The organism is Mesorhizobium sp. INR15 (assembly GCF_015500075.1).
Taxonomy (GTDB): Bacteria; Pseudomonadota; Alphaproteobacteria; order Rhizobiales; family Rhizobiaceae; genus Mesorhizobium.
Window position 1 is genome coordinate 2806994 of sequence record NZ_CP045496.1, and the last position, 24365, is coordinate 2831358.

Below are 24365 nucleotides of genomic sequence, written 5' to 3' on the forward strand. Positions count from 1 at the left end.
CTGAATTCCACACCTTGTCGATATCTATCAGCAAGTAAGCTTCATAAGCACCCGCAATTCCGGCTGAAGCGCTGGTATGAGCGTGGCCGTATCGGATGATGGTGGCGACTACGGGGCATCGTAAACTTAAAGGACGCCGGTCAAGAATCTTGTCTGCGGCGTTTGCTCATGCGGCTGGTATGCGTGCGATCTCGTTCCACATCAGCATGGCAGCGGTTCTCAATTCGCGGTGATGGTCGGATGGAATGTCGTGGCGTCGAATGTGGAAGAGATTGGCGACTGGGTCGTGAATGGAGACGAAACGCTGGAGATGTCGAGCCGACTTGAAGCCCTTCATGATGTGCTCTCGGCGTCGTGTCGGCTGATGTGAATTCTCCGCCCGGTTATTCAATCCTTTGTGCGAACGGTGTTCGACGCCGGGCATGATGTCTCGCTTGGCAGCGCCATAGGATCGCAGTTTGTCGGTGATCATCACGCGCGGCGCATGCCTCTGTCCTTTCAGAAACTTTCGCATCAGACGTTTGGCGGCCTTGGTATTGCGACGGCTCTGCACCAGCACGTCGAGAACAAAACCATCTTGATCAACGGCCCGCCAAACCCAGTGCTTCTTGCCGCCAATGGAGATGACGACTTCATCGAGATACCATTTGTCGCCAAGCTTTCCGGCTGGCCGGCGCCGGATTTCATTGGCAAAGTGGCGACCGAATTTCTCGACCCAAAGGCGGACTGTCTGGTGCGAGACAATCATCCCGCGCGCCGCCAGCAAATCTTCGACCATCCGCAGACTGAGCGGAAAACGAATGTAAAGCCAGACGGCCTGGGCAATGACTTCAGCCGGGAACCGGTGGCGGCGATAAAGGGCATTACGAAAAGTGTGGGTCATGCCGCAAAATCGCACAGGCCAATCGCCGCGCAGTTAACGTTACGATGCCGCCACCTTGTCGCCATCGGCTATATAGGTATGCACGTCGGCGCGGTAGCCGCTCCACTCGGATCCCAGGCGCTTGAAGACACCTTCCATCAGGGCCTCCACGCCGACATAAGTGCCGGCATAGGGGAAGCCTTCCGCCTCGGTCCATTCGATATCGAGGGCGAGTGTGGCCAGAAGATTGCGACCGTTGTCTTCTGAGCTTCCCTCATACGTCCGGCGCACAAGTTCGAGATTGCTGGTCATGTCAGCCCCACTTCATTTCGCCCTTGGCGACCTTCGAGCCGATGTCGAGGGCAACGCCCATACCGAGGTTCGGGAAGCGGGCCTCCATCGCGGCCTTCAGCGCAGCGGCGTCGGCGGCCTTGGCGAGTTCTTCCTCGAAGGCCAGCAGATAGGTCTTTGTGTGCTCGACGGCCGAGATGTCGACCGGCCCCTCCGCTGTCATGTGCCCCGGCACGACGACAGCCGGCTTGCGCGCGGCGATCTTGTCGAGATTGGCAACCCAGGCCGCGCGTTCTTCCTTCGTCGGCGTGTCGGCGGTCCAGACGTGCACGCCGGCGAACACCATGACGCCACCGAACACCGCGTTCAGCGAAGACGCCCACAGATAGCGGCGGTTGGCGAGGCCCTCGGCGGCGACGATCTCCACCGTCGCGCCGTCCACGGTAAGCGACGGACCGTCAAAGGCTTCGGGCAGGACGATGTCGGCCAGGGTCTGCGGACCGTTTTCCTTGAGCTGGGGTCCCCAGACGGCGAGCTTCTTCTCGACCGAGGTTTTGATCGCAGCCACCGTGTCCGATGCGGCGATGACCTTGGCCTCCGGGAAAGCCTCACGCACCGGCTTCAGGCTGAAATAATAGTCCGGGTCCGACTGGCTGACATAGATAGTGGTAAGCTTCTTGCCACTGGCCTTGACGGCCTCGGCCAGCGCGCGGCCGTCTGGATAGGTGAAGCCGCCGTCGATCAGCAGCGCCTCGTTGGTCCCGGAAAGCAGGACAGGGGCACGGAAGAAACCGTTCGGGCCAGCCGGGAAATGCTTCCAGGCAAGTCCGGTTCCGGCGGCACGTCCCATATCGGCGGGGGCGAAGACGGCCGCAGCGCCGATGGCAAGGGTGGTTTTCATGGCTTGTCTCCTCGTTAGCATGTGGATTTCCTCTCGGATTGGATGGCGATGAACAAACGGGGCTACGCGCCCGACAGTGGAATCAGGTCAGCCGTCTCCAACTGCCGGACAAATTCAGGAAGCTCAGGTCGGGCCGCGTGATGTTGGTGTGGACGACGCCGTTCTCGAAGTCCTCGACATGGGTGACGGTCGTCCCGTCAGCCTCGGTCCAGGTCACCATGAACACATCAGGCCGGATTCCCAGCGCCCGATAGCGAACGGCCTCCGCCTTGGCGAGGTTGGCCGCGTCGGTCTGGGCAAAGCGCATGATGGCGCCGTCGGCGTCGAACTTCAGATGAAAGGCGAGGTCGCCGAAACGGGCCTCGTAAACGTGGCCGATCGCGGGAAAGGTCTCGGTCGTCATCTGCGGTTCCTCCTTTGCAAGCTTGGGCAACACGCAGAAGATGGACTGTTTCGATTGGTCAATAAATATCAATGAATTGGATTCAATGTGAGGTATAAGTGCACAATTGAAAAATGGGACGGCCATGGAAGCGATCAACCTGAACAGACTGGCCTACTTCGCAGCAGTAGTGGACATGGGCTCGTTCACGCGCGCGGCCGACCGGCTAGGCGTCAACAAGACAGTCGTCAGCCAGCAGGTCGTGCGGCTCGAAGCGGAATTAAAGACCAGCCTGCTGCTGCGCACGACGCGCAGGGTCGAGCCGACCGAGGCAGGCCGGCAGCTTCACGCGCGGTGCGTGATGATCCTGCGCGAAGCGGAAGAGGCCTTTGACGAGCTTGCCCAGACCAATGCCCAGCCGATGGGCGTGCTGCGGATCACCGCATCGAATGACTACGGCACGACCACCGTCGCGCCGCTGGCGGCCGAATTCTGCCGCATCTATCCGGCATGCCGGGTCGATCTCATCCTCTCGGATGCGAGGATGGATCTGGTCGCTAATCAGATCGACCTTTCGATCCGCGTAGGTTGGCTGACCGACTCCAGCCAGCAGGCGCGCCGGATCAGCTCCTTCCGGCAGTTTCTGGTCGCCGCGCCCAGCGTTTCCCGAGACCTGACCCCCAGCGAGCCCGAGGATCTGTCCAGCCTGCCTTTCGTCGCGAATGTCGCGCTGAAGGAGCCATTGGTGTGGCGGTTTGCCCGGGGAGAGCATGAACGGCGGACAGTGCGCATGAAGCCCGGCATGACGATCAACAGCACGCCGGCCGTGCTGGAGGCGACTCTTGCCGGCGCCGGCATGTCGGTCCTTCCCGATTTCCTTGTCGGCGATCACATGGCGGCTGGCAGGCTGGTGCCCGTCCTGCCTGCCTGGAAGCTGCCTGCCGGCGGCATTCATGCCGTCTATCCGGCCGGCCGGTTCCGCCCGCCCAAGGTCGCACGCTTTGTCGAGATGCTTACTCAGACCGGCTAGCAGCAGCCTCGAAGCGTCTTCGGCGCCGGCTGATGTCTGCTCGCGACGTTGGCCTCGCGGCTTCAAGGTGGGTGAAGCGGTTCCTGCGTTTCTGATCGTACTGAGTTTGGGAGGTTGAACGTTTCTGATTTGAGCCAGCCATTGAGACCACATGCCGCGCACCAACGACGAGCCGCTCCCAAGCTTTGCGATATCATTCCTTCTTTTAGTCCGCAGGGTCGCCAGACCATACGAGATCATACGGAGGATATGGGTTGGCTAACCATCCGCTAAACCATTGATTTTCTTGAAAAGTCGTACACCCTCCGGGCCCACCAGAACATCCGGATAATGTAGAAACAAATCCTGAGCGGTTCAAAACCAAATCGGAGCGGTTCAAAACCAAATCATAACGGTTCATTGCCGAGATATATGGTCCATTAAGCTTCTGATTTGAAAGCACTTTTAGTGCAGATCATCGCAAAATATCGCTTGCTTCGCTTCAGCCAGATCTTGTTCTTGACACAATTCGCCCTTTCGAAAAACAAGTGCTAGCGATTCAAAGCTGACGTTCAGAGCGATGTGATGTGGCATGACCGCACGACGAACGTCGTGGTTAAGCGGCAAATCAGCACTGACGTAGCGCCATGCCTGATTCATACTAAAGCAGTCAGACCCCGTGGCCTGATGCTGTCGTCTCCAAATTCGAATTCAGATTTTGCAAGGCCTACCGCCATGAAATGGCGGTCCATATCCGGCCTACTGAGCGACTTGCAGTCAACGCCGACGATCAGAACCTCAAATTGCCCTGCTTCAGAACATCCCGACGCACACGCAGCCCAGGTCCTGATGTGCCGTCATCGGGGATAAACGTGACGCCCGCTTCCTCAAAGGCGTCCTGTAGCCGGCGACGGGTTTCCACTGTGACCGTTTCGTCATTGCGCTCGATACGCAGGATTGTGCGCTGACCGACACCTGTCAGCTTTGCCAGCTCTCGTTGGCCAATGCCGAGCGCAACGCGCGCTGCCCTTAAGAGTTCGTTCGGGACATCCATTCGCTCTCCTACATCGGGAATGGCCCGTCATTCCAGATGTCCCCACGGAAACCCTGAAGTTCGAAACTTGGAGGCGTCCTAGAAATCGCATGCGGCGTCGTGGACGCCGCATGGCAGGCGCCGTATGAATCGCGCAGTTGATTCCCGCGAATCAAAGGATTCTCACCCAAGCGGATCCTTCGATCGGAGCATGGAGGCTTTGATGTTGCTGTTTGGCCGCGAAACGCCAACCGACGAGATGGTCACTTTCCAGATTGACCGCCTTGTCAACTTGGCCGCTGATCTGGAGCGCCTCCGTCGTGGCGTGCCGCCGGAAGTAATGGCGGTGGCGCAGCCCCAATTCTCGACCGATGGATTATTGGCCAACGGGCCGTTCCCTGTCTGGCCGGGCTATCGACCGGACATCCGCGGCTTGTTGGCGAAGGTCGGCTCATAGGCACGTCGGATCTATGGGCGCTCTCCGAAGACCGGGCTTGGGGCAGGACGCTCAGCCGCTGGTACCGACTCGGGCGTCCTGCCGAGCATTCCTGCCTCGATTCCTGAGTGTGTAGGCTATGACCGCCAAGGATTCACGTCTCGACCGGCATTTCGAGCGACGCAGCAAGGCGGCGCTGGCGGGCCTGCATCTGCCGAGCGAAGTGGAGCTGCTGCGAGGCATGCCATTTCTAGGTGATGACATCCGCAGCGACATCCACGAGTACGGCGAGCGCCTGGCGCGTAGGGTGAAGCGGCTCAGACGTTTGGAATTCGCGCCGCTTGCTGCGTCCCTGGACGACCTTGCGATCGAGCAAAACGACGAAGCGGTGCAAGTCGTGGAGGCGGCATTGGCCGAGGCTGCGGCCTTCAACGTCATGTGGACCCACGCCGCCCAGCTGCGTTGCCAGGTCTACCTTGCGTTTTACGGCCATCCGCAAGCGGCCGCTGCGATCGCGGGCGAGACCGCAGCGATGGCGCTTCGCGATATGCGCGACCATGGGGATTTCAGACTTGTATCGCGAGCATTGGCCTGGGCCAAGGTCGCCAACTCCTACGCCTTAATGCATCGAAACGGCCCCGTCCTGTGGTCGCCAAGCAAGGTGGATCGCGACGTTTGCGCTTACGCCGAAAAATTCGAGACAGCGATCCGGCAGCAGGAACCGGACGAGAAGCTCAAGGACAAGGAGCCACCCGCTGCCAAGAAATGGAACGACTTCTTGGACGAACCGGTGGAGAGGGCCAGAGGGACGGACGGCGCGGTCGTTGTCTTCCGCTCCATCGGTAACGACACCACCTCCGAGGGCAAGCGCGTGGTCAATGAATTCGAGACATTGCTCGACGTAGCGCTGCCGTTGCCCGTGACGCCGGAGCTTGCGCCGGTGCGGGCCAAGCTTGCAGTAGAGTTTCCCTACGCCATCGCGGTAATCGACGACATCCTCAAGCGTCTCGTCGGCAGGAAGCATATCCATGTGCGGCCGACCATCCTTGTCGGGACGCCCGGATGCGGCAAGACCCGCCTTGCCAGGCGGTTATACGAAGAACTGGCGATCCCTTACGAACTTGTCCCGTGCGGCGGCTTAAGCGACAGCGCGCTTGGCGGGACGGCAAGGCGCTGGTCTTCGGGGGAACCCAGCCTCGCCGTGATGGCAATCCGCCGCCACCGCAATGCCGGCCCGATCATCGTCCTCGACGAGATTGAGAAGATCGGCACCAGTCGCCATAACGGAAACTTTCACGATGTCCTGATCGGGCAGTTCGAGAAGGAAACCTCGTCGCGCTGGTTCGACCCCTACGTCGAATCCGCCTGTGATCTCTCCCATGTCTCCTGGGTGATGACGGCGAACACGGTCGCGACGATCCCGCCGGTGCTGCGCGACAGGTGTCGAATCCTTGCCTTTCCCGAACCCGGCCCAGAACACCTTGCAGTACTCGCGCCCCGCATTCTCGAACGCGTTTACGCGGATTCCGGGCATGACCCACGCTGGGCGACGCCGTTCGATGCGACCGAGCTTGCGGTGTTGGCGGCCAACTGGCCGGGTGGCTCCATCAGACAACTCGAGCGGCTGATCGAAACCGTTGTCGAGGCCAGGGGGCGGCATCAGCCGCGACAGTGAACGAAGGAACCGGAATTCTCTGCGGTAGGCATAAGCAGGGAGTGGACTGCAAATACAGCCGTCCACCGTAACAGGAGAAGAGAGACGCCATGCTGCACTTTGGAACAGATATCGATCTTGATCTGAAAGCTTTCGGCGAGGAAATCGCCCGGCTTGAGGCTTTGGCCGCTGACCTTTGGCACATTAGTCTCAACAAGTGCCCGGCGTCGAGCGTCACACGTGATGCGCCGATCCTGGAGGAATGGCGTTTGGCACTTCGCCCGACCCTTTGCCTCACCGGATTGACCACAGGGCATCCGAAGCTTCCGGGCCAGCAACGGGCGATCGTGACGTCTGGCTTGTGGATGTTCTCCGAGCAACTCGGTTTGGGAAGAACAGAATCCCGATGGTATCAGCTGGGAAGACCGGTCAGTGATGTCTCGAAGGATTCGTGACATGGCGACCGCTCCGCAACAAGGAATCCCACGTGTTTCGACACCGACCGAGTCACGGATGCCCACAGAAATCCGGGACTCCCTCGAATAGGCCAGCGTGGAGCGGGGAACGTTGGCGGGCGAAGGCTTGAGTGAGGTTCTGACGAAGCCATGCAGCGGATGACCTCACCACGATAATCGCACGTCGATCGGAATGAAGAGACCCATCGGCGCCAGGAAGTGAATCCTATTGGGGGCTCGCGAGCGTGAAAATCAGGGATCCGATCCTATGAAAATCTGGCTGTTTTCCGACCTTCACTTGGAATATGCGGATCTGCGGCAGCCGATGGCGATCCCGGATGCCGACGTCTGTGTGGTTGCAGGCGATTTGTGTCGCGCGCCGGCGAACGGTGTTTTTTGGCTGGCTAAAAACGTCGCCCATGCGATGCCTTGCATCTATGTTGCGGGAAACCACGAACACTATCGGGGCTCGATCAAAGAAGGCCTTGAGGACGGCCTATCGGCGGCTGAGGGATTCCCCGATGTGCATTTCCTGGAGAACGGTTCCGTCGTCATCGACGGCGTGCGCTTTATAGGCGCAACGCTGTGGACCGACTATCGCATCGAAGGGCATCCGGAAGTAGCGATGTACCATGCACGGGAGCGCATGAATGATTACAAGCAGATCGCGAAACAGCGGAATCCTTGGCAAAGATTCGTGCCGGAGGCGGCGTTTCGGATGCATCAGGACTCGCGCCGGTTCATAGATACCGCGCTGAAAGCTGATCGGATCGCCACGGTTGTCGTTACGCATCACTTGCCGCACACGAAATCGATTCCTTCGAGATTCAAAGGCGACCTTCTCAACGCCGCCTACGCGTCCGATCTGACGGAGATCATCGAAAGCGGGCACCCAACTCTTTGGGTTCACGGCCACACGCACGACAGCTGCGACTACATAGTCGGAAGCACCCGGATCGTCTGCAATCCGCGCGGATACGATGACGAGAATGCGGTATTCGATCCAGCGCTGGTCTTGAGCGTGTAGCTCATGGATGAAGGCGAAGAATGACCAGTAGCTGATACTTCAACGCCAGATCACGGGTGGCTGCTTCGCGCCCAATTTCGGTCATTGACCTAGTCTCTGCCGCAGCCTCAAAGCTGACATCGCGCGATATCGCTGGCAATTTTTTGCTAGCGAACGAGAACGAACCAAATGGAGGACGGATGCCCAAAGTCAAAGGTGAGAGCGCTCTCAACAAGGAGCGCGCCAAAACAGAGAAGCTCCTCAAAAAGGTAGGATACACGGCCTTGAAGGAGGCCGGTGTGAAATCCAAGCGACCCGAGCTCCCAAACCTAAAGATTGAAAAGCGAGGGAAGTAGAGCGTACTGACCTTCCCCGCAAACCCAATTGGATTTCACGGGGGGGGGCGCGGTGCGCGAAGATAGGCGTTCACGAAGAAACTGTCTACTTTCGGGTTCAAAACCTCCGGACAACAATGCGCCTCCATTCGGTCATTCGTGCCAAGTTCTTTGCTCCCAAAGGCCGCCATTCGCTCATCTGGCCGGTGACGGCTGCACCGTCGCCACCGACGGCTCTTGGCGCCTCGATACGCCGTTCAAGACAGCGCATTCTGATGCCAATGTGAGTGCTGCGCCGGCTTCTACCGGTGGAGCAAGGGACCTGGTTCATGGACGCATGGCGCAACGTAGGGACGTCACCCTGAGCGTTGATTAGATACAACCACCGCGCCTCTTCCTCACGGACAGGTTCATGAAGCTACTATGGGCAAGTCATTGCTTATCCACGGCGAGCGTAGCCGGTGACCTGCCAGCAGTCAGTCGCGCGGTAGGGACACTCCCGCGAGAAGCGGCGCGTACGCTGCGAGCCTGCGGGATACGAACTCGGTGAAGAGCCGAACGCGCTTCGTCTTGCGTGTCTCCCCCTGCGTGAGAATCCAGAGTGTCCCATGCATGGGCAGGTTGGTGCCCGGCACCCTGACCAGCAGGGGGTCGGTATCTCCGACGAAGCATGGCAGTTTAGTCATTCCGATCCCTTGCTGCGCCGCGATGATCTGCGTCTCGGCGTCCGGAGTCCTGAACGGAGCTCCCGTGGTGCGAACTTCTCCGTCGCGCGCCCAGTCCGGAATTCCATGATTTTCTATGACGATCCACCGGGTGGAATCAGTCGCGCCCGCACGCAACGCGGCTAGTCGATCGCGAGACATGTAGACGCCGCTGAACAACTGCGGTCCCTTCAGGCCGTGAAGATTGAGCGGCAGGGTTTTGCGGTCGGCGACAATACGGATCGCGACGTCGGCCTCTCGGTTGGTCAGATTAGCCACCTCGCCGGATGTCAAGATTTCCATCTCGATGTCCGGATGCAAACGGGCGAATTCGGCAAGATCCGGCATGAGCAGGTGTGTGGCGAGGAACGGTGGAAGCGTCACCCGCAAAAGCCCGCGCGCGCTCTGGTCGCGACCGAAGACGCGCGTCTCCAGCAAGTGCGACGACGCTTCCATCTGGTGCGCGAGATCGAGGACCTCCTCGCCCGCGGCCGTCAGGCGGTAGCCCGAAGGCAGCTTTTCGAACATATGCGCGCCCAGGCGGTCCTCGAGTTGGGCGATGCGTCGCAGCACGGTCGCGTGGTTCACACCGAGGCGCTTGGCGGCGGCCCGCACTGAGCCTCCGCGTGCGACGGCAAGAAAGTAGCGAACATCATCCCAGTCGATCATGGTGCAATCCGGCACCGCACGGTGCGCCTTCCAAGCCCGTATCTAGCACATCGACCGGAAGTATGGCGACCATCACGCTGACGTCAGTCGCCCAGCCGGATCGATTTCGCACCACCGATGTGCGCGCTTGCGCACTGAACGCCTCACTCCGGCGGACCCATCTTCAGCGTCTCAGGGGCCTACTCGAGCAACCAGAGACTTGAGACGGCGAACCAAGGAGACTGCACGTCATGACCAGACTGAATGGAAAGACCGCCGTGATCACAGGCGGCGCCACCGGCATCGGCCGCGCCGCGGCAAAGCGATTCGTCGAGGAGGGCGCCTTCGTCTTCATCTTCGGCCGCCGCCAGGAAGCGCTCGACGCGGCTGTGGCCGACCTTGGGCCTAATGCCCGCGCGGTGAAGGGCTCGGTCTCGAATGAGGCCGACCTCGACCGGCTCTACGCTGCGGTGACGGCCGAGCGCGGAAGCCTCGATATCGTCTTCGCCAATGCAGGGGTGGGCAGCCCGCTTCCGCTTGGCCAGATCACCGCCGAGCACATTGACGAAACCTTCGACACCAATGTGAAGGGCACGATCTTCACGGTCCAGAAGGCTTTGCCGCTGATGGGCCTGGGCGGTTCGATCATCCTGACCGGATCGAGCGCCGGCACCACGGGCGCCCCGGGGTTCACCACCTACAGCGCGAGCAAGGCGGCAGTGCGCAATCTAGCGCGGACCTGGGCGGCGGACCTGAAGGGCACCGGCATCCGGGTGAACGTGTTGTCGCCCGGGGCGACGGCGACCGAACTCGCGAAGGAAGCGCTGGGCGAGGAGGGCCAGAAGGCCTACGGCGCGATGACTCCGCTCCAGCGCATGGCCGATCCGGCGGAGATCGGGGCGGTGGCCGCCTTCCTCGCGTCGTCGGATAGCAGCTTCATGACCGCCAGCGAGGTCGCCGTCGACGGCGGCCTGGCCCAACTCTGACCCCATGCGGGACCACGCTTCTCAAACTTTGAGACAAAACCAAACACGACCAAAGGTCAAAGATTATGAAAAAACTCGAAGGTAAGATTGCAGTCATCACTGGCGGAAGCAGCGGGATTGGCTTGGCGACGGCCAAGCGCTTTGCAGAAGAAGGTGCACACGTCGTAATCATTGGGCGACGAGAGAAAGAGCTGAAGGAGGCCGCAGCCTTCATTAAGACTAATATTACGACGGTCGTGGGCGACGTGTCACGCTTGGAAGATCTGGACCGGCTCTATGCCATCGTCAAAGAGAAACATGGTCACATCGACGTTCTCTTCGCGAACGCTGGCGCGGGAACAATCGCACCGCTCGCAGTAGCTACTGAGGCCCACTTTGACCAGACCTTCGACGTGAACGTGAAGGGGCTGTTCTTCACGGTGCAGAAGGCCCTTCCCCTCTTCAAAGACGGCGGTTCGATTATTCTGAATTCTTCGGTTTCGAACGTGTTGGGGTTGCCGGGGTTTAGCACATACGCCGCGAGTAAGGCGGCAGTGCGCAACTTCTCGCGCGCTTGGACCCTAGAGCTGAAAGACCGCAAAATCCGAGTGAATACGATGAGCCCCGGAGCCATCGAGACCCCCGCCTTGGCGACAACAACGGGCCTTACCCCTGAGCAAGCCGAGCAAGCGGTCGCCCAGTTTGCTTCACAGATTCCAATGGGTCGCAGGGGCAAGCCAGAGGAAATCGCGGCCGCTGTCACGTTCCTCGCCTCGGATGATAGTTCTTACATCACCGGTGTGGATCTCGCCGTTGATGGAGGCATGGCGCAGGTCTGAGCCTGGCGCAGTGCCGCGGCTGGCCCTTCAGCTCCGCCAGTAGTGACCCCGCTTCTCAAACTTTAGTTCCAGCACAAGATAGGAGAAATATTGTGAGCTACGCAATTATCGGCTTCGGCAATATCGGCAAGGCCCTGGCCAAGGCGTTTTCGCGCAAGGGCATCGACGTGTCCGTTGCGACCACGCGCGACCCTGAAAGCTTTTCAGCCGATGCGGCCGCGATCGGCCCCACGGTCATTCCCAAAACACTGGCGGAAGCCGTCAAGGCGGACATCATCTTTTTGGCTGTTCGTTTCGAGTCGCACCCGGATGTCGCGAAGGCGCTCGCCACCTGGCAGGGGAAGACCATCGTCGATGTGACCAATGCCTACGGCGTGCCTCCTGAAAAACTGGGGGGACAGCCTTCGTCCAAGTTCGTTGCACAGGCATTCTCCGGTGCAAGGCTGGTCAAGGGCTTCAACCATTTGGGCGCTGCCACCCTTGACCAAGACCCGGCCGTGCATGGTGGCAGGAGAATTGTGTTCCTGGCGAGCGACGACGACGCTGGCGCAGCGGAGATTGGTGCGCTCGCGGAAAATCTTGGTTTTTCGCCGATCAAACTTGGCGGGCTGTCAGAAGGTGGGCTGCTAGTCCAGGCTCGCGGAAATAGCTGGGGCCATCTAGTCTTTAAGGACCTGGTCAAGTTCGACGGATGAACACATGCCAACCGCTTGGATCGGATCGCGCACGATCCGATCCAAGCGAAATGCCCACCGTAAAGGAGATTCCGATGTACGACCAATCCAAGCTATCCGAGTTGATCCGGTTCGCACGTGTAGATGCGGGCTCCACTGTCATTGACGTTTACCCAGGCGACGGCGACTGGACGCGCCTCTTCTCCGACGTCGTCGGACCCGAAGGACGGGTCTACAGCTTCGTGCCGGCCGAAGTCGCCGACTTCAAGAACGATCCGGTTGGCCGCATGCGGACGCTCGCGAAGGAGCCGGGCCGAGAGAACGTCGAGGCCGTATCGGCGGACCTCGTGGCGATGCGGGAGGCCACGCAACCAGCGGATGTCTTGTGGCTGCACCTGTTCTACCACGATCTCCACACCGCGCTGATGCAGAAGAAGGGAGCGACGGCGGCCGACTTCAATCGAGCCGTCTACGACCGGCTGAAGCCCGGTGGGTCCTACGTCATCGTCGACCACGCTGCTGCCGTTGGGACGGGTACGAGCGACGCCCAGTCACTGCATCGTATTGAGCCTGCATCCGTTCGCATGGAGGTGGAGGCGGCCGGCTTCGTACTGGACGCGGAAATCACCATCCTCGCGAACAAGGACGATTCGCACTCGATCAAGGTCTTCGATCCCTCGATCAAGGGTCAGACCGATCGCTTCGCCTTTCGATTTTTGAAAGTCTGACACTGGGCCACTCGCCAACGATGAGGTCGGCACTCGTACGGGAGGCGGCTTTGACAAGCGCGGCGACCGATTGTGGGTCGGTTTCGGAACGACAGCTAACCGCAGAAGTTGGTTGAAACCGGATCGTCCGCTGTCGGCCCCAATTGCCCTTAAGGGCGTGGCTTTCAGCCATGCTGATCAAGCGTTGTCGGCACGTGGCTGCGAGAAGCATTTCAGGCTATTTGCTGATCGGCGGCAGATCGACACCTGAATTGGTGCAGAATTTTACAAGGTCGTCGGTTTCAGTTTGATTTTCGGGCATTGTGATAATGTCGAACGCTGGGAGATATTTTGTCTCGCTGTCGGCGCTATCGAACTGGCCCCTGTAGGCGGTCTCGCCGGAATACCCGGCAAAGCCGCTCTTTGCATTGTACCGACCGCAAACCATGATTGATCCGGTTGAAGTCGCAATGGCTGCGGGTTTACCGAATGATACGTTCGTTTGGTCTTTCAGCAGGGATCTTATGGTCTGCTCGACGACTCCGATTTGATCGGCGGTCAGTTGAACCGGCTTTGCCTCGGTGGCAACGATGCCAAGTGCCAGAAAGCCTATCGTCAAGATGCTGGAGTGCGACCGTTTCATTCCCAATCTAACCGTCTTTTCCCGATAGTCACAAGCCTATCTGACAACGAGAACAGCGAAGTGGCGGGGAAGCAGGCCGGTGTGATTGCATGGTCGCGTAATGCGAACCCGTCGCTTGGAGAATACGGCGAGCCGACGACGCTCTTTGTGGTGGCGATATATGCACCGAGGGCAGCGATCTTGTCGGCCTCATGAGTGAAGAACGGGACAGGTTCATTCAGCGGGAAAATCGCGTTGCTCTCGTTGGAAGCAGCAACACGCGGGAGGCTGTCGAAAACGTCCACGACCTCGATCGGGCGCGGCTCGCGGATGATGAGTGCCGTAGTCGAAAGGGACTGTTGCCATCAAGGTTCTCCGGAAGGCGGGACTTTGGAGACCCTACTGGGGCCGATGCTCAACCGGCCCTGACTGTGTCAGGGCGAATGGCAACAGTTCGGCGGAGGAAACACCAATGCTGGTTGGTTTTGCCTAACTCGCCAAGTCCACGATATCGCGCGCCCTCGTTCAGAATGAGGCGTACGATCATCCGTTAGGATTCGACAGCAGGGAGGAACAAATGCCAATCGGAGAAGCGGTGGAGTACCTGCATAAGTTGCGCAGAGAGGCGATCCATGCGGAAGCGGGCAACGTGAAAGGGATCACGCGTCATTTGCAGATGAACATTGGGAAGGCGCGCGACCTTTTGGAAACGAGCCAGGCAACGGATGCAGCTCTGGCTCACCTGCTGGAGACAGGCAACGCACTCATTTGGGAACTCGCGCCTATTTCAAAACAAACAGCCTCGCTTAGGAAAGACAAAATTTCTGGCCTAAGGCGCGCCTTTGATACGGCGTTAAACATGGCCATTGAGGATGTTAGAAAGGCGAAGCCAAAGGCCTAGGTGCAGAGCCCCAACAGGTTGTTGTCGGTTAGGGCGGGGCGACGGCTGGCTAGACCGCGGCCGCCCTGGCGTGATTGCCGTCGGCCCGGACGCGCGGCGTTTCGTCAACGAGTCGAACCCGTATCACGACATCTGCATTGCGATGTTCGAGAACCGCTACCCGAAGGATGAGCGCTTCTACTTCATCTGCGATCATGAATTTCTCAAGAAGCGCGTATGGTTCAACTTCTTCCGTGGCCGTGGACCCTCAGCACGAAATCTTACGAGCGTGCCGGATACATCCAGGTGGCCGATACGCTCGCGGCGCTGGCCGCCAAGATCGGCCTCGATCCTAAGGCGCTTGAACAGACAGTTCAGCAGCATAACGAGCATGCCCGAACGGGCGTCGATCCGTATTTCCAGCGAGGCGAATCCGCGTTCAACCGGACGCTCGGCGATCCTTCCGTCGGCAAGGTCAATCCCAACCTCGGTCCGATCAGGATCGGCCCTTTCGTCGCCTTGCGGATCGTTCCCGCCACATTGGGAACGGCGACCGGTCTTGCGACGGACACCCATTGCGGGTGCTCGACGAGCGGGGCAAGCTGATCGATGGGCTTTACGCATGCGGCAACGGCGCGACTTCCGCCATGCGGGGAATATATCCCGCCGCTGGCATCACGATCGGCCTTGGGATCGTGTTCGCGTTCCGCACGGTCAAGTTCATCCGCGAAATGCGCCATGTGGCTAGGGGCCAGTGCGCGCGCCCATATTTCTACGGCAAGGATGGTGAGCTTGAAAAGGCGCTGCAGGAGCCAGAGGGGCTTTACGCGCAATGCCCAAAGAAGGCTGTGGCAGATCCGTCCAGCTTAGAGACGGCAGACCTACTTGCATTGCGCACGCTGATGTTCTTGCAGGTGTTTCGAAGCGCCGCTTGGATCGACAGAGAGCGTACGCTCCTCGATGCCCACCGGGAGATGTTCAAAGACGAGGGGACACCAGAATTTCTAGCGCAGTTTACGCGCACCAATACGGAACTCGTGGAAATGGCGATCGAAATGTACGAATCGACCCTTCCAACCATAGGAGATTTAGAAACCTGCGTACTGGTCAATGAAACCGTCCGCGAGTTCATCTCCTCGGACGATCCCGCAGTGCACACGAACAGGTACCACGTACAGAAGCGTTTCTTAGGTGGCCATGGTTTCGGCAACTCGGGTGCCATGTTGTTTATGCCGATGTCTCCCCGACTGTTACTCGCAGCTTTCGACCCATTCGTTTATCGCTTAGTAGGTCGTCGGGGGTGTTCCCCGTCAGCACCTGTGTCCCAGATTTGAGGTTGTGAATTAAGGAGGGTTTTGGTCTCGTCAGCTGACGAAGGAACCAAGATGAACCCTAGATCCTCAAGTGCCAAAAAGCCTGCCGAGCAGGTTGTGAAGGACATCCGCCGGGCGACCCGACGGCACTTTTCAGCGGAAGACAAGATCCGGATCGTGCTGGACGGTTTGCGCGGCGAAGACAGCATCGCCGAGCTGTGCCGCAAGGAAGGCATCGCGCAGAGCCTGTATTACACCTGGTCGAAAGAGTTCATGGAGGCCGGCAAGCGCCGCCTGGCTGGCGATACGGCGCGTGCTGCCACCAGCGATGAGGTCAAGGACCTGCGCCGCGAAGCCAGCGCGTTGAAGGAATGCGTTGCCGACCTGACGCTGGAAAACCGCCTGCTCAAAAAAAGCATGATCGCAGATGGGGACGAGCAAGAATGAGATATCCCGCATTCGAAAAGCTCGAGATCATCAGGCTCGTCGAGCAGTCGCACCTGCCCACCCGCAAAACGCTGGACCGGCTGGGGGTCCCACGACGGACCTTCTATCGCTGGTATGACCGCTATCTCGGTGGCGGCCCTGAGGCGCTGGAAGATCGACCATCGGCGCCGAGCCGCGTGTGGAACCGCATCCCGCCTGCCATCCATGACCAGATCATCGAACTGGCGCTGGAGCAGTCCGAGCTCAGCCCGCGCGAACTGGCGGTGCGGTTCACCGACGAGAAGCGCTACTTCGTGTCGGAAGCCAGTGTTTACCGGCTGCTCAAGGCCTACGATCTGATCACCAGCCCGGCCTATGTGGTGATCAAGGCGGCGAACGAGTTCCACACCAAAACCACTCGGCCCAACGAGATGTGGCAGACCGATTTTACCTACTTCAAGATCATCGGTTGGGGCTGGATGTATCTGTCAACCGTGCTCGACGATTACTCCCGCTACATCATCGCCTGGAAGCTGTGCAGCACCATGCGGGCGCAGGACGTCACCGACACGCTGGATCTGGCGTTGGCCGCCTCAGGCTGCGATCAGGCCCATGTCCGCCACAAGCCACGTCTGTTGAGCGACAATGGCCCCAGCTATATCGCCGGCGAACTGGCCGATTATATCGAGGCCCAACGCATGAGCCATGTTCGGGGCGCCCCGATGCATCCCCAAACCCAGGGCAAGATCGAGCGCTGGCACCAGACCCTCAAGAACCGGATCCTGCTGGAAAACTACTTCCTGCCCGGCGACCTCGAAGCCCAGATCGCAGCCTTCATCGAGCATTACAACCATCGGCGCTACCACGAGAGCCTCGACAACGTGACCCCAGCCGACGCCTACTTCGGCAGGGCCCAGACCATCATCAAACAGCGCGAAAGGATCAAACGGCAAACCATCCAACATCGGCGCTTGCAGCACCGCAAGATCGCCGCATAACATCAACCCCAAGATGAGGCCGACACTCCGCTAAGCTACGCCGCAAACTGAGCCGAATGTTCTGACGACGGACAGCTTGAATCTGGATGAGGCCGTAGTAGGCATCCGTCACGGGGCCGGTGTAGGTACCATCGGCAAAGCCATGCCCAGCCGGCTTGGGGCCGAGATTGACGGATGGCTTCATGCCGACCTTGATGAAGCGAGCGGGTGTTTCCTTGTAGTCAGGGCGCGGCTGCGGGATCGGGATGTAAACCGCCGGAGTTATGGTGAAAGCTGGCGTTTCCGGTGCAGGAACGGCCCCTGTCACCGAAATATCCGTGACAGGCGGCGGGGGTACTACAGGAGCCAGCGAAACCTGCGCCGGCCTGGCGACAGGTTGCGGCTTTGGCGCCGGCGCGGCAATCGCGGCCGACGTTTCCTTGCTGACTGCGGGCGGGCCACTTATCCGAGGCTGGGCCTGCTCATTCTGCTGGCCAATCTCTGGCGCGGGCGTGTCCGGCTCGGGAACCCGGCTATCGAGGGCTGGTGCCGCGGGAACGACCGCCGACGCAGAACCTCTTTCCCCGGCATCGGCCGGCAGTGCCGGACTAAGCATGCCATCTACGGGAGCCTTGCCAGCCTGTTCCCAAACATAGGCGCCCGAGGCGGCGATCAGGACGAGTGACAGGGCGATCTGTTTCATGGCTGTTTCCGTTTCACACCGAATCCTGCGCCGACGATTTTCGCGGCGGTTCACAAGCAATGTCTCACGACTCAGCTGACAATTGGCTGTCAGAGCGCTTCTAACCCGACCACGACAAGTGCCTTCTCCGGCTAGTCAAGCCGTCGGGCCGTCAGCCCCTGCTGCGCAGCGCGCCTGGGATCGCAATAGCGAACAGGATCAAGGCTACACCGAAAAGCAGAAATCCGCCCACCTCGCGGTAAACAAGAACACCGCCGATGCCGCCAACAAAGAATGACAGCACGGTCGTCAAATGAAGTCTCAACTTCACGCGGGTTTCCGCCGAATCCTTGTCGCGCTCCCGGCCAAAGGCAATGTCGCACAGTACGCCAAGGCCAATGCCGATATCCGTCAGCATCCCCGAGACGTGCGTCGTACGAACGCGTGTATTGGAGATCTGGGTGACGACAGCGTTCTGAAGTCCCATCAGAAAGCTCAGGCTCAACACGAGCGTCGTGACGCGGTGCGCACCGGACAGATACAGATCCGCACCTCCCAGAAGTGCGAGCAGGACGGATTCGAGGAGGATACTGTAGGCGTAGATTCCGCCTGTATGTCTCTCCTTGCCGACGTTGACCAACAATGTCGAAAGAGCGGCTCCGGCAACGAACGCAAGAACGATCGCCAAGAAAAAAACGGCCGCAACGAAATCACCCGTCGCGAGCTGGTCCGAAAGCGCGGAAACATTGCCAGTCATATTTGCGGAGAAAAAGCCAACAGCGTGAAATGCCGACGCGTTCAACGCGCCGGCGACGGCAGCGAGCGCGCTGGCAAGGCGGCGGTCGACGTCATTGTCCCGCGCATCTCCTTCGCGAAGCAGCATTTCGATAACCCATTAGTCCAAGGTCGCGAACCGACGCAGCGACGTCAGTGGAATATCCGGCTGTGAGGCCCGGCGGACGCAGCAGGATTTGAAAAATCCACCGGCGGCATGGGCCGTCGGTGGGCAGTTTGTAGAAACAGGTCAGATAATCGAAATATTGTTTTCGACCGAAGTAGCACCAGGTGCTGCCCATGCCGTGGATTCAGCGACCTGGCGCTCGTGCCACGAATGGACTGCGCCGCTGAGGCGGACCTTTCCTTCGTCGGCACTCACGTCGACCCTGTTCGGTTCAAAGAACCACGACCGGTTCAAGGCAACCTCGATGTCGTCGCTGAGATCCGACGTGTTGACGCGAGGCTTGAGAGTTGTCTGGTTGAAGACGCCGACTACCCCGTGGAGGCCGCGGACGTCATGTTCGGCGGCGAGTTGCTGGTAGTGCCAGCCTACTTGACCGGTCAGGGTGACCCAGCCGTTCTCGACCTTGATCTGGACCGCGTCCTTGGGAACGGAAACGTCCCAAGCAATTCGGTCGATTGCGGCTGAGGCAATGGCCTCGTCACCGCGTTGGAGTTCAAACGGCAGTTGTACCTTGATCTCTTCGGCAACAGCCTTGACGCCCTTCACGCGTTTCGCGGCAGACTCGGCCGCCCGCTTCTCGACATAGCTTTCGACGTGGCCCGAAAGGGTAACCACGCCATCTTTCGCGGTCACGCCAATATGAGGAGCATTGACGCTGGGTTCCCAGTTCAGTTCAGCGAGAACGGCGTCCTTGAGTCGCTTGTCATTGTTCATGGAATTCTCCGATCAGGAAATGTCAGGAGCCGCGCCATATCCCAGCCGCGCTCCGACTTTGACGATTGTATCCGCCACCTGAAGAGCCTGAGGCGCTCTGGGGTCGGGCTATCAATCTGCAGGGATGTTAGCCGAGAGGCGTAGTCGGTCGTCAGGGTCGGAAACTACTCAAATGCCGCTTGTGGGGATCAAGCGGCTCAGACATTTGTGCCAAACGCCGCGCCTACGCCCGCGGTGATGGCCATCGCCAAGGCCCCCCAGAACAGGACGCGAATAGTCGGCCTGAAAAGGTCGGCGCCGCCTACCTTCGCCCCGATAGCGCCGAGAAGGGCGAGGAAGATCAGCGATCCGATCGAGACGAACCAGATCAGCCAAGACGTCGGCGCGACCGATGCGAGGATAAGGGGAGCGGCCGCCCCGACCGAAAAGGTGGCGGCGGAAGCGAACGCGGCTTGAACGGGACGCGCGGTCGTTAAACTTGAAATGCCAAGCTCGTCGCGGGCGTGGGCCCCAAGCGCATCCTTCGACATGAGTTGTGCGGCGACCTGGCCCGCGAGAACCTGATCCAACCCGCGCGCCACATAGATTCGGGTCAGCTCTTGCGCCTCATACACCGGGTCGGCAGCAAGCTCCGTGCTTTCCCTCGCGAGGTCTGCCTGCTCGGTATCCTTCTGAGAACTGACCGAGACATACTCCCCGGCTGCCATCGACATGGCGCCGGCAACCAATCCCGCCACTCCGGCAAGGACGGCATTGCCGGAAGACAGGCTGGCCGACGCCACGCCGAGAATAAGGCTTGCGGTCGAGATGATGCCGTCATTGGCGCCTAGCACCGCCGCTCTCAGCCAGCCGATGCGTCCGACGAGGTGATTTTCTACGTGAGGACGAGGCATTCGAGCTCAGCGGTGTCATCGTGCTTCTTTCCAAGGCCGGAATGCACATCGAGGCGCGATGGCTTCAAGGTGCCGAGGATGGCCTTGGCTCGGGTCACTTCTTCAGGCATTCCGTGAACTGACACCATGAAGCTGTCGGCCTTGATGGCACTGTCGTATTGGATGACGCTGTCCTTGGGCACACCGATGCTGTAAAGCGCGGCGCCAAGCGCGCTCACACCACCGACGACAATCGCGCTTTCCAGTGCGGCAATCCAGGCAGCGGCGATGTAGCCCACCGCGACAACGGGCCCGACCAGTGGCAGCGTTATGAACATGCCGCCCAGAAACAGACCCCACAGTCCGCCCCAGAACGCGCCGCGTGTTCCCCAGAACGTGATGCGATCACCGGCATTGTAAAAGCCCACGACCTTCTCGTCGGTATGGTAGCCCTTGCCTACGACGCTCAGGCTGCTGATCGCAAATCCAGCGGCGCTCAACTGTTTTACGGCCGATTCCGCCGCGTCGTGATCGGGAAATATGGCGATGGCTGCGTCGGTCATGGTCTTCATTTTTGATCTCCTTCAGGTGGAAAGGCGTCGTCGTCCGGCGCCTGAGCCGCGAGGCTCGTTCGGCTTCGCGGCCGTCATGCAATGCTGCTTTTCTGGGCCGGTGGCGGCGGTCACGAAGACGCGACATTAGGCGGGTTCGTCGCTGGAAAGCAGGTTCGGAAACTACTCAAGAATCCGCTTCTCGCGCGTCAGGCATTACGCCCGTTTTGAGCGCCTGACGGCAGTGCCCCTAGGTAGTTTCCGATGCTTTCGCACCTGCGTTCTCAATAGCTACGGTCCGCTCCGACAAACAGCCTGGCTCGGATCGGTCATGATCGAACCTTGACCGTCTAGAGCGAAATCGCACGCCCCAAATGTTCGGAAAAGGATACGTCCATGACCTATCAAAGCACCAACCCTTTCAATGGCAAGCTCGTCGAGGGCTTTGACGAAATCAACGCGGGAGAATACGAGACCAAGCTGGCAGCGGCCCAGACATGTTTCGAAACCTGGCGCCACAAGAGCTACGCCGAACGGGCGGTGATCATCGCCAAGGCCTCCAAACTGCTCCACGATCAGGCCGACACGTTCGCCAAGATCATGACGTCGGAAATGGGCAAGCGGATTGGCGAGGCTCGCGGCGAGGTCGAGTTCAGTTCCAGGATTCTTGCTTACTACGCAGAGAATGCGGAGCGCTTCCTGGCCCCGGTCAAGCTCAATCCGACGGTCGGCGAAGCGCATATGGAGAGCAGCCCGATCGGGGTGATCTTCGGCGTCGAGCCCTGGAATTTCCCCTATTACCAACTGGCGCGGATCGCCGGGCCGCACCTGATGGCCGGCAATACACTGGTGGTGAAGCATGCCGGGATCGTGCCGCAATGCGCGCTGGCTTTCGAAAAGCTGTTGCTCGACGCGGGTGCGCCTGTCGGTCTCTACACCAACCTCTTCATCTCCCATCATCAGGCCGACAAGGTTGTCGATGACCCCCGCATCAAGGGTGTCTGCCTGACCGGCAGCGTGGCGGCGGGTCAGAGCATTGCCGCGCGCGCCGGAAAGAACCTCAAGGTCTCATCCATGGAGCTCGGCGGCAGCGACGCCTTTATCGTGCTGGACGACGCCGACCTTGACCTGACTATCCCCTGGGCGGTCTGGGGCCGGATGTACAACACCGGCCAGACTTGCTGCGCGGCGAAGCGCTTCATCGTGGTAGACAGCATCGCCGACAAATTCATCGAACGGTTCCAGGCCGCGCTCGGAGCGCTCAAAGCGGGCGACCCGATGGACGAAAAGACGACGCTCGGTCCCTTGTCCAGCGAAGCGGCCCTGGTGCAACTGCTCAAGCAGGTGGAAACCGCCGTCGCCAATGGCGCCAAGCTGTTGATGGGCGGCAAGCGCGTCGATCGGGCTGGCTCCTACATGCAACCGTCGATTCTGACGGACATCAAGCCAGGCAATCCAGCCTTCCGCGACGAGTTCTTCGGTCCAGTGGCGCTGTTCTTCCGGGTCAAGGATGAGGATGCGGCCATTGCGCTCGCCAATGATTCCGACTTCGGTCTCGGCGGCTCGGTCTGGACCAAGGATGTCGCCCGCGGCAAGCGGATCGCCTCGAAGGTCGAGACAGGGATGATGTTCATCAACAACATCGACTGGTCCGACGCGGAGTTGCCCTTCGGCGGCATCAAGGACTCCGGCTATGGCCGCGAACTCGGCGACATGGGCATCCAGCAGTTCGTCAACAAGAAGCTGGTCCGCGTCGCGACGATGAAGGCCCCGGCCTAGGCCCCAAGGGTTCACCACGGCCAAGCTTTTCTTCCAGTTCCAGATCGCGAGACGTCGACATGGCAAAGCAATCCGTGGCCGCAATGGCCGCAGCCAACAACAAAGCCCACCTCGTCGGAGGCGGGATCGGTTCGTTGGCTGCCGCGGCCTTCATGATCCGGGACGGGCATATCCCGGGTCACAAGATCTCGATCTACGAGGCGATGCCGATTTTGGGTGGCAGCCTCGATGGCGGCGGCAATCCAAAGGAAGGCTACACGTTGCGTGGCGGCCGCATGCTGACGACCGACAACTACGAATGCACCTGGGATCTCTTCAAGACCATTCCCTCGCTGGCTTCTCCTGGCACAAGTGTCTTTGACGAAACCGTTGCGTTCAACGATCGGCACAAGTCGAATGCCATGGCGCGGCTGGTCGATCGCAATCGGCACCGCATGGATGTGACATCCATGGGCTTCTCGATGGCTGACCGGCTCGAGCTGCTGAAAATCACCGAAGCCGACGAAGAGAAGCTTGGTACGAGCCCGATCACCGACTGGCTTTCGCCGTCGTTTTTCAAGACGAACTTCTGGTTCATGTGGGCCACGACTTTCGCATTTCAGCCCTGGCACAGCGCAATCGAATTCAAGCGTTACCTGCATCGCTTCATGCTCGAGTTCACGCGCATCGAGACGCTCGCTGGCGTCAAACGCACCGTCTACAATCAATACGACTCCCTGGTGCGCCCTTTGCTTGGCTGGCTGGAAGGGCAGGGTGTCAATTTCATCACCAACTGCACCGTTACGGATATCGATCTCCGGACCGAGGGCGGAAGAATCACCGTCCAAGGTATCGCCTGCGAGCGCGCCGGTGCAGTTGAGACAATCCCTGTCGCGGACGGCGATCTGGTCTTCTTCCAGAACGGATCGATGACCGACGCATCGAGCTTTGGATCGATGTCGCATGCGCCGAAGGCGCTGACGAAAGCCGATAGCGGCGGTTGGCGCCTATGGGAGAAATTGGCCACTGGCCGTCCGGAGTTTGGCAATCCCGCAGCGTTCAACGCCAGCATACCGGAATCGTTCTGGGAGTCCTTCACCCTAACGCTCAAGGGTTCGCCATTCTTCGACAGGATGGAAGAATTCACTGGCAATGAAGCCGGAACGGGCGGACTGGTGACGCTGAAGGATTCGAACTGGCTGATGTCCATTGTTCTGGCGCATCAACCCCATTTTGCCGATCAGCCCGCGGGCGTTCAGGTGTTCTGGGGATACGGGCTCCATCCCGATCGCATCGGCAATTTCGTCGCCAAACCGATGAGCGAATGCAACGGCCGGGAGATCCTGCAGGAGCTTTGCGGACATCTGAATTTCGGCCTTGAAGCCGTTGGCTCGGCGAACTGCATTCCATGCCGGATGCCCTACATCACCAGCATGTTCATGCCCCGGGCACACAGCGATCGTCCTTTGCCCGTTCCCAAAAATTCCAACAATCTGGCCTTCGTCAGCCAGTTCGTCGAAATCCCCGAGGATGTCGTCTTCACCGTGGAGTATTCGGTGCGGGCTGCTCAGATCGCCGTCTATCAATTGCTCAAGATAGACCGCGAGGTGCCGCCAATCCTGCATCACGACAAGTCGATCAAGGTCCAGCTCGCCGCGGCGATAAAGGCTTTCCGGTGAACGGAATCCGCGGATCCCTGGCACTCGCT

At 59.8% G+C, this 24365-nt stretch carries 28 protein-coding genes and 2 pseudogenes; 17 read left to right on the top strand and 13 right to left on the bottom strand.

The window, feature by feature from the left end; genetic code table 11:
• Nucleotides 1-166: 166 nt before the first annotated feature.
• The 4 genes from GA829_RS13820 to GA829_RS13835 form a co-directional block, all read right to left on the bottom strand.
• Nucleotides 167-883: an IS6 family transposase gene (locus GA829_RS13820; protein ID WP_195179031.1), complete on the bottom strand. Its 717-nt coding sequence runs from the start codon at nucleotides 881-883 to the stop codon at nucleotides 167-169.
• Nucleotides 884-922: 39 nt separating this feature from the next.
• Complete coding sequence (locus tag GA829_RS13825) at nucleotides 923-1174, bottom strand: nuclear transport factor 2 family protein (protein WP_195179032.1); 252 nt, start codon at nucleotides 1172-1174, stop codon at nucleotides 923-925.
• Between the two features lies 1 nt (nucleotide 1175).
• A complete protein-coding gene (locus GA829_RS13830; protein WP_195179033.1) occupies nucleotides 1176-2075 on the bottom strand; it encodes an MBL fold metallo-hydrolase in 900 nt (299 codons plus the stop codon).
• 61 nt (nucleotides 2076-2136) lie between these two features.
• Nucleotides 2137-2457, bottom strand: coding sequence for a MoaF-related domain-containing protein (locus tag GA829_RS13835; protein ID WP_195179034.1), 321 nt, complete (start codon nucleotides 2455-2457; stop codon nucleotides 2137-2139).
• 124 nt (nucleotides 2458-2581) lie between these two features.
• On the opposite strand from GA829_RS13835, the gene GA829_RS13840 reads away from it, so the two are divergent.
• Nucleotides 2582-3466 (top strand): LysR family transcriptional regulator, encoded by an 885-nt coding sequence (locus GA829_RS13840; RefSeq protein ID WP_195179035.1) that lies wholly within the window; start codon nucleotides 2582-2584, stop codon nucleotides 3464-3466.
• Between the two features lie 769 nt (nucleotides 3467-4235).
• On the opposite strand, the gene GA829_RS13845 is transcribed toward GA829_RS13840, so the two are convergent.
• On the bottom strand, nucleotides 4236-4499 hold the full coding sequence (locus GA829_RS13845; protein ID WP_195179036.1) for a helix-turn-helix domain-containing protein: 264 nt from the start codon (nucleotides 4497-4499) through the stop codon (nucleotides 4236-4238).
• 202 nt (nucleotides 4500-4701) lie between these two features.
• Here GA829_RS13845 and GA829_RS13850 point away from each other — a divergent pair, with 202 nt between their 5' ends.
• The 5 genes from GA829_RS13850 (at nucleotide 4702) to GA829_RS13865 (ending at nucleotide 8050) form a co-directional block, all read left to right on the top strand.
• Nucleotides 4702-4935, top strand: a complete 234-nt coding sequence (locus tag GA829_RS13850) for a hypothetical protein (protein ID WP_195179037.1) — start codon at nucleotides 4702-4704, stop codon at nucleotides 4933-4935.
• Nucleotides 4881-5042, top strand: a complete 162-nt coding sequence (locus tag GA829_RS37510) for a DUF6634 family protein (protein WP_374940423.1) — start codon at nucleotides 4881-4883, stop codon at nucleotides 5040-5042. The genes GA829_RS13850 and GA829_RS37510 overlap by 55 nt, the downstream gene beginning before the upstream one ends.
• An 11-nt stretch (nucleotides 5043-5053) precedes the next feature.
• Nucleotides 5054-6589 carry an AAA family ATPase gene (locus GA829_RS13855; protein ID WP_195179038.1) on the top strand — a complete coding sequence of 512 codons (1536 nt, stop codon included), beginning with the start codon at nucleotides 5054-5056 and terminating at the stop codon, nucleotides 6587-6589.
• A gap of 89 nt (nucleotides 6590-6678) precedes the next feature.
• Complete coding sequence (locus tag GA829_RS13860; protein ID WP_195179039.1) at nucleotides 6679-7023, top strand: DUF6634 family protein; 345 nt, start codon at nucleotides 6679-6681, stop codon at nucleotides 7021-7023.
• Nucleotides 7024-7291: 268 nt separating this feature from the next.
• Nucleotides 7292-8050, top strand: coding sequence for a metallophosphoesterase (locus GA829_RS13865; RefSeq protein ID WP_195179040.1), 759 nt, complete (start codon nucleotides 7292-7294; stop codon nucleotides 8048-8050).
• Nucleotides 8051-8840: 790 nt separating this feature from the next.
• Here GA829_RS13865 and GA829_RS13870 read toward each other — a convergent pair.
• Complete coding sequence (locus tag GA829_RS13870) at nucleotides 8841-9737, bottom strand: LysR family transcriptional regulator (protein ID WP_195179041.1); 897 nt, start codon at nucleotides 9735-9737, stop codon at nucleotides 8841-8843.
• Nucleotides 9738-9967: 230 nt separating this feature from the next.
• Between GA829_RS13870 and GA829_RS13875 the strand changes: the two genes are divergently transcribed.
• The 4 genes from GA829_RS13875 to GA829_RS13890 all read left to right on the top strand — a co-directional run bounded on the left by GA829_RS13875 (nucleotide 9968) and on the right by GA829_RS13890 (nucleotide 12922).
• Nucleotides 9968-10702 carry an SDR family NAD(P)-dependent oxidoreductase gene (locus GA829_RS13875; protein ID WP_195179042.1) on the top strand — a complete coding sequence of 245 codons (735 nt, stop codon included), beginning with the start codon at nucleotides 9968-9970 and terminating at the stop codon, nucleotides 10700-10702.
• A gap of 65 nt (nucleotides 10703-10767) precedes the next feature.
• Nucleotides 10768-11520, top strand: a complete 753-nt coding sequence (locus GA829_RS13880; RefSeq protein WP_195179043.1) for an SDR family NAD(P)-dependent oxidoreductase — start codon at nucleotides 10768-10770, stop codon at nucleotides 11518-11520.
• Between the two features lie 92 nt (nucleotides 11521-11612).
• Complete coding sequence (locus GA829_RS13885) at nucleotides 11613-12215, top strand: NADPH-dependent F420 reductase (RefSeq protein ID WP_195179044.1); 603 nt, start codon at nucleotides 11613-11615, stop codon at nucleotides 12213-12215.
• Between the two features lie 74 nt (nucleotides 12216-12289).
• Nucleotides 12290-12922, top strand: coding sequence for a class I SAM-dependent methyltransferase (locus GA829_RS13890; RefSeq protein ID WP_195179045.1), 633 nt, complete (start codon nucleotides 12290-12292; stop codon nucleotides 12920-12922).
• Between the two features lie 217 nt (nucleotides 12923-13139).
• Here GA829_RS13890 and GA829_RS13895 read toward each other — a convergent pair whose 3' ends face one another.
• Both GA829_RS13895 and GA829_RS13900 read right to left on the bottom strand, forming a co-directional pair.
• Entirely contained in the window at nucleotides 13140-13544 is a 405-nt protein-coding gene (locus tag GA829_RS13895; RefSeq protein WP_195179046.1) for a hypothetical protein, read from the bottom strand.
• On the bottom strand, nucleotides 13541-13828 hold the full coding sequence (locus tag GA829_RS13900) for a hypothetical protein (RefSeq protein ID WP_195179047.1): 288 nt from the start codon (nucleotides 13826-13828) through the stop codon (nucleotides 13541-13543). The genes GA829_RS13895 and GA829_RS13900 overlap by 4 nt, the downstream gene beginning before the upstream one ends.
• Before the next feature lie 272 nt (nucleotides 13829-14100).
• Here GA829_RS13900 and GA829_RS13905 point away from each other — a divergent pair, with 272 nt between their 5' ends.
• From GA829_RS13905 to GA829_RS13915, 5 genes and pseudogenes are all read left to right on the top strand, one after another.
• Entirely contained in the window at nucleotides 14101-14424 is a 324-nt protein-coding gene (locus tag GA829_RS13905) for a hypothetical protein (RefSeq protein ID WP_195179048.1), read from the top strand.
• Nucleotides 14396-14560, top strand: a pseudogene (locus tag GA829_RS37515) (hypothetical protein); the annotation flags it as partial. The gene GA829_RS13905 and the pseudogene GA829_RS37515, both read left to right, overlap by 29 nt.
• An 80-nt stretch (nucleotides 14561-14640) precedes the next feature.
• Nucleotides 14641-15026 (top strand): annotated as a pseudogene (locus GA829_RS37520) (FAD-binding protein); the annotation flags it as partial.
• 108 nt (nucleotides 15027-15134) lie between these two features.
• The gene (locus GA829_RS36640; RefSeq protein WP_258052335.1) at nucleotides 15135-15737 is read left to right on the top strand and encodes a DUF4238 domain-containing protein; all 603 of its coding nucleotides are present in this window, start codon (nucleotides 15135-15137) and stop codon (nucleotides 15735-15737) included.
• Between the two features lie 51 nt (nucleotides 15738-15788).
• Nucleotides 15789-17140 (top strand): IS3 family transposase gene (locus GA829_RS13915; protein ID WP_195176347.1). Its coding sequence is split into 2 segments (ribosomal slippage): nucleotides 15789-16125 and nucleotides 16125-17140, totalling 1353 coding nucleotides; the frame shifts between segments, so codons are not numbered across the junction.
• On the opposite strand, the gene GA829_RS13920 is transcribed toward GA829_RS13915, so the two are convergent.
• From GA829_RS13920 to GA829_RS13940, 5 genes are all read right to left on the bottom strand, one after another.
• The gene (locus tag GA829_RS13920) at nucleotides 17085-17876 is read right to left on the bottom strand and encodes an FMN-binding protein (RefSeq protein ID WP_195179049.1); all 792 of its coding nucleotides are present in this window, start codon (nucleotides 17874-17876) and stop codon (nucleotides 17085-17087) included. The genes GA829_RS13915 and GA829_RS13920 overlap by 56 nt on opposite strands.
• A gap of 97 nt (nucleotides 17877-17973) precedes the next feature.
• Nucleotides 17974-18684: a YoaK family protein gene (locus GA829_RS13925; RefSeq protein ID WP_195179050.1), complete on the bottom strand. Its 711-nt coding sequence runs from the start codon at nucleotides 18682-18684 to the stop codon at nucleotides 17974-17976.
• Nucleotides 18685-18825: 141 nt separating this feature from the next.
• On the bottom strand, nucleotides 18826-19476 hold the full coding sequence (locus GA829_RS13930) for a BON domain-containing protein (RefSeq protein WP_195179051.1): 651 nt from the start codon (nucleotides 19474-19476) through the stop codon (nucleotides 18826-18828).
• 197 nt (nucleotides 19477-19673) lie between these two features.
• Nucleotides 19674-20369 (bottom strand): VIT1/CCC1 transporter family protein, encoded by a 696-nt coding sequence (locus tag GA829_RS13935; protein ID WP_195179052.1) that lies wholly within the window; start codon nucleotides 20367-20369, stop codon nucleotides 19674-19676.
• Nucleotides 20351-20920 (bottom strand): hypothetical protein, encoded by a 570-nt coding sequence (locus tag GA829_RS13940; RefSeq protein WP_210337750.1) that lies wholly within the window; start codon nucleotides 20918-20920, stop codon nucleotides 20351-20353. Before GA829_RS13940 ends, GA829_RS13935 begins: the two co-directional genes overlap by 19 nt.
• Before the next feature lie 375 nt (nucleotides 20921-21295).
• On the opposite strand from GA829_RS13940, the gene GA829_RS13945 reads away from it, so the two are divergent.
• Both GA829_RS13945 and GA829_RS13950 read left to right on the top strand, forming a co-directional pair.
• Nucleotides 21296-22678 (top strand): NAD-dependent succinate-semialdehyde dehydrogenase, encoded by a 1383-nt coding sequence (locus GA829_RS13945; protein WP_195179053.1) that lies wholly within the window; start codon nucleotides 21296-21298, stop codon nucleotides 22676-22678.
• 59 nt (nucleotides 22679-22737) lie between these two features.
• Nucleotides 22738-24336 (top strand): oleate hydratase, encoded by a 1599-nt coding sequence (locus tag GA829_RS13950; RefSeq protein WP_195179054.1) that lies wholly within the window; start codon nucleotides 22738-22740, stop codon nucleotides 24334-24336.
• Nucleotides 24337-24365: the final 29 nt, after the last annotated feature.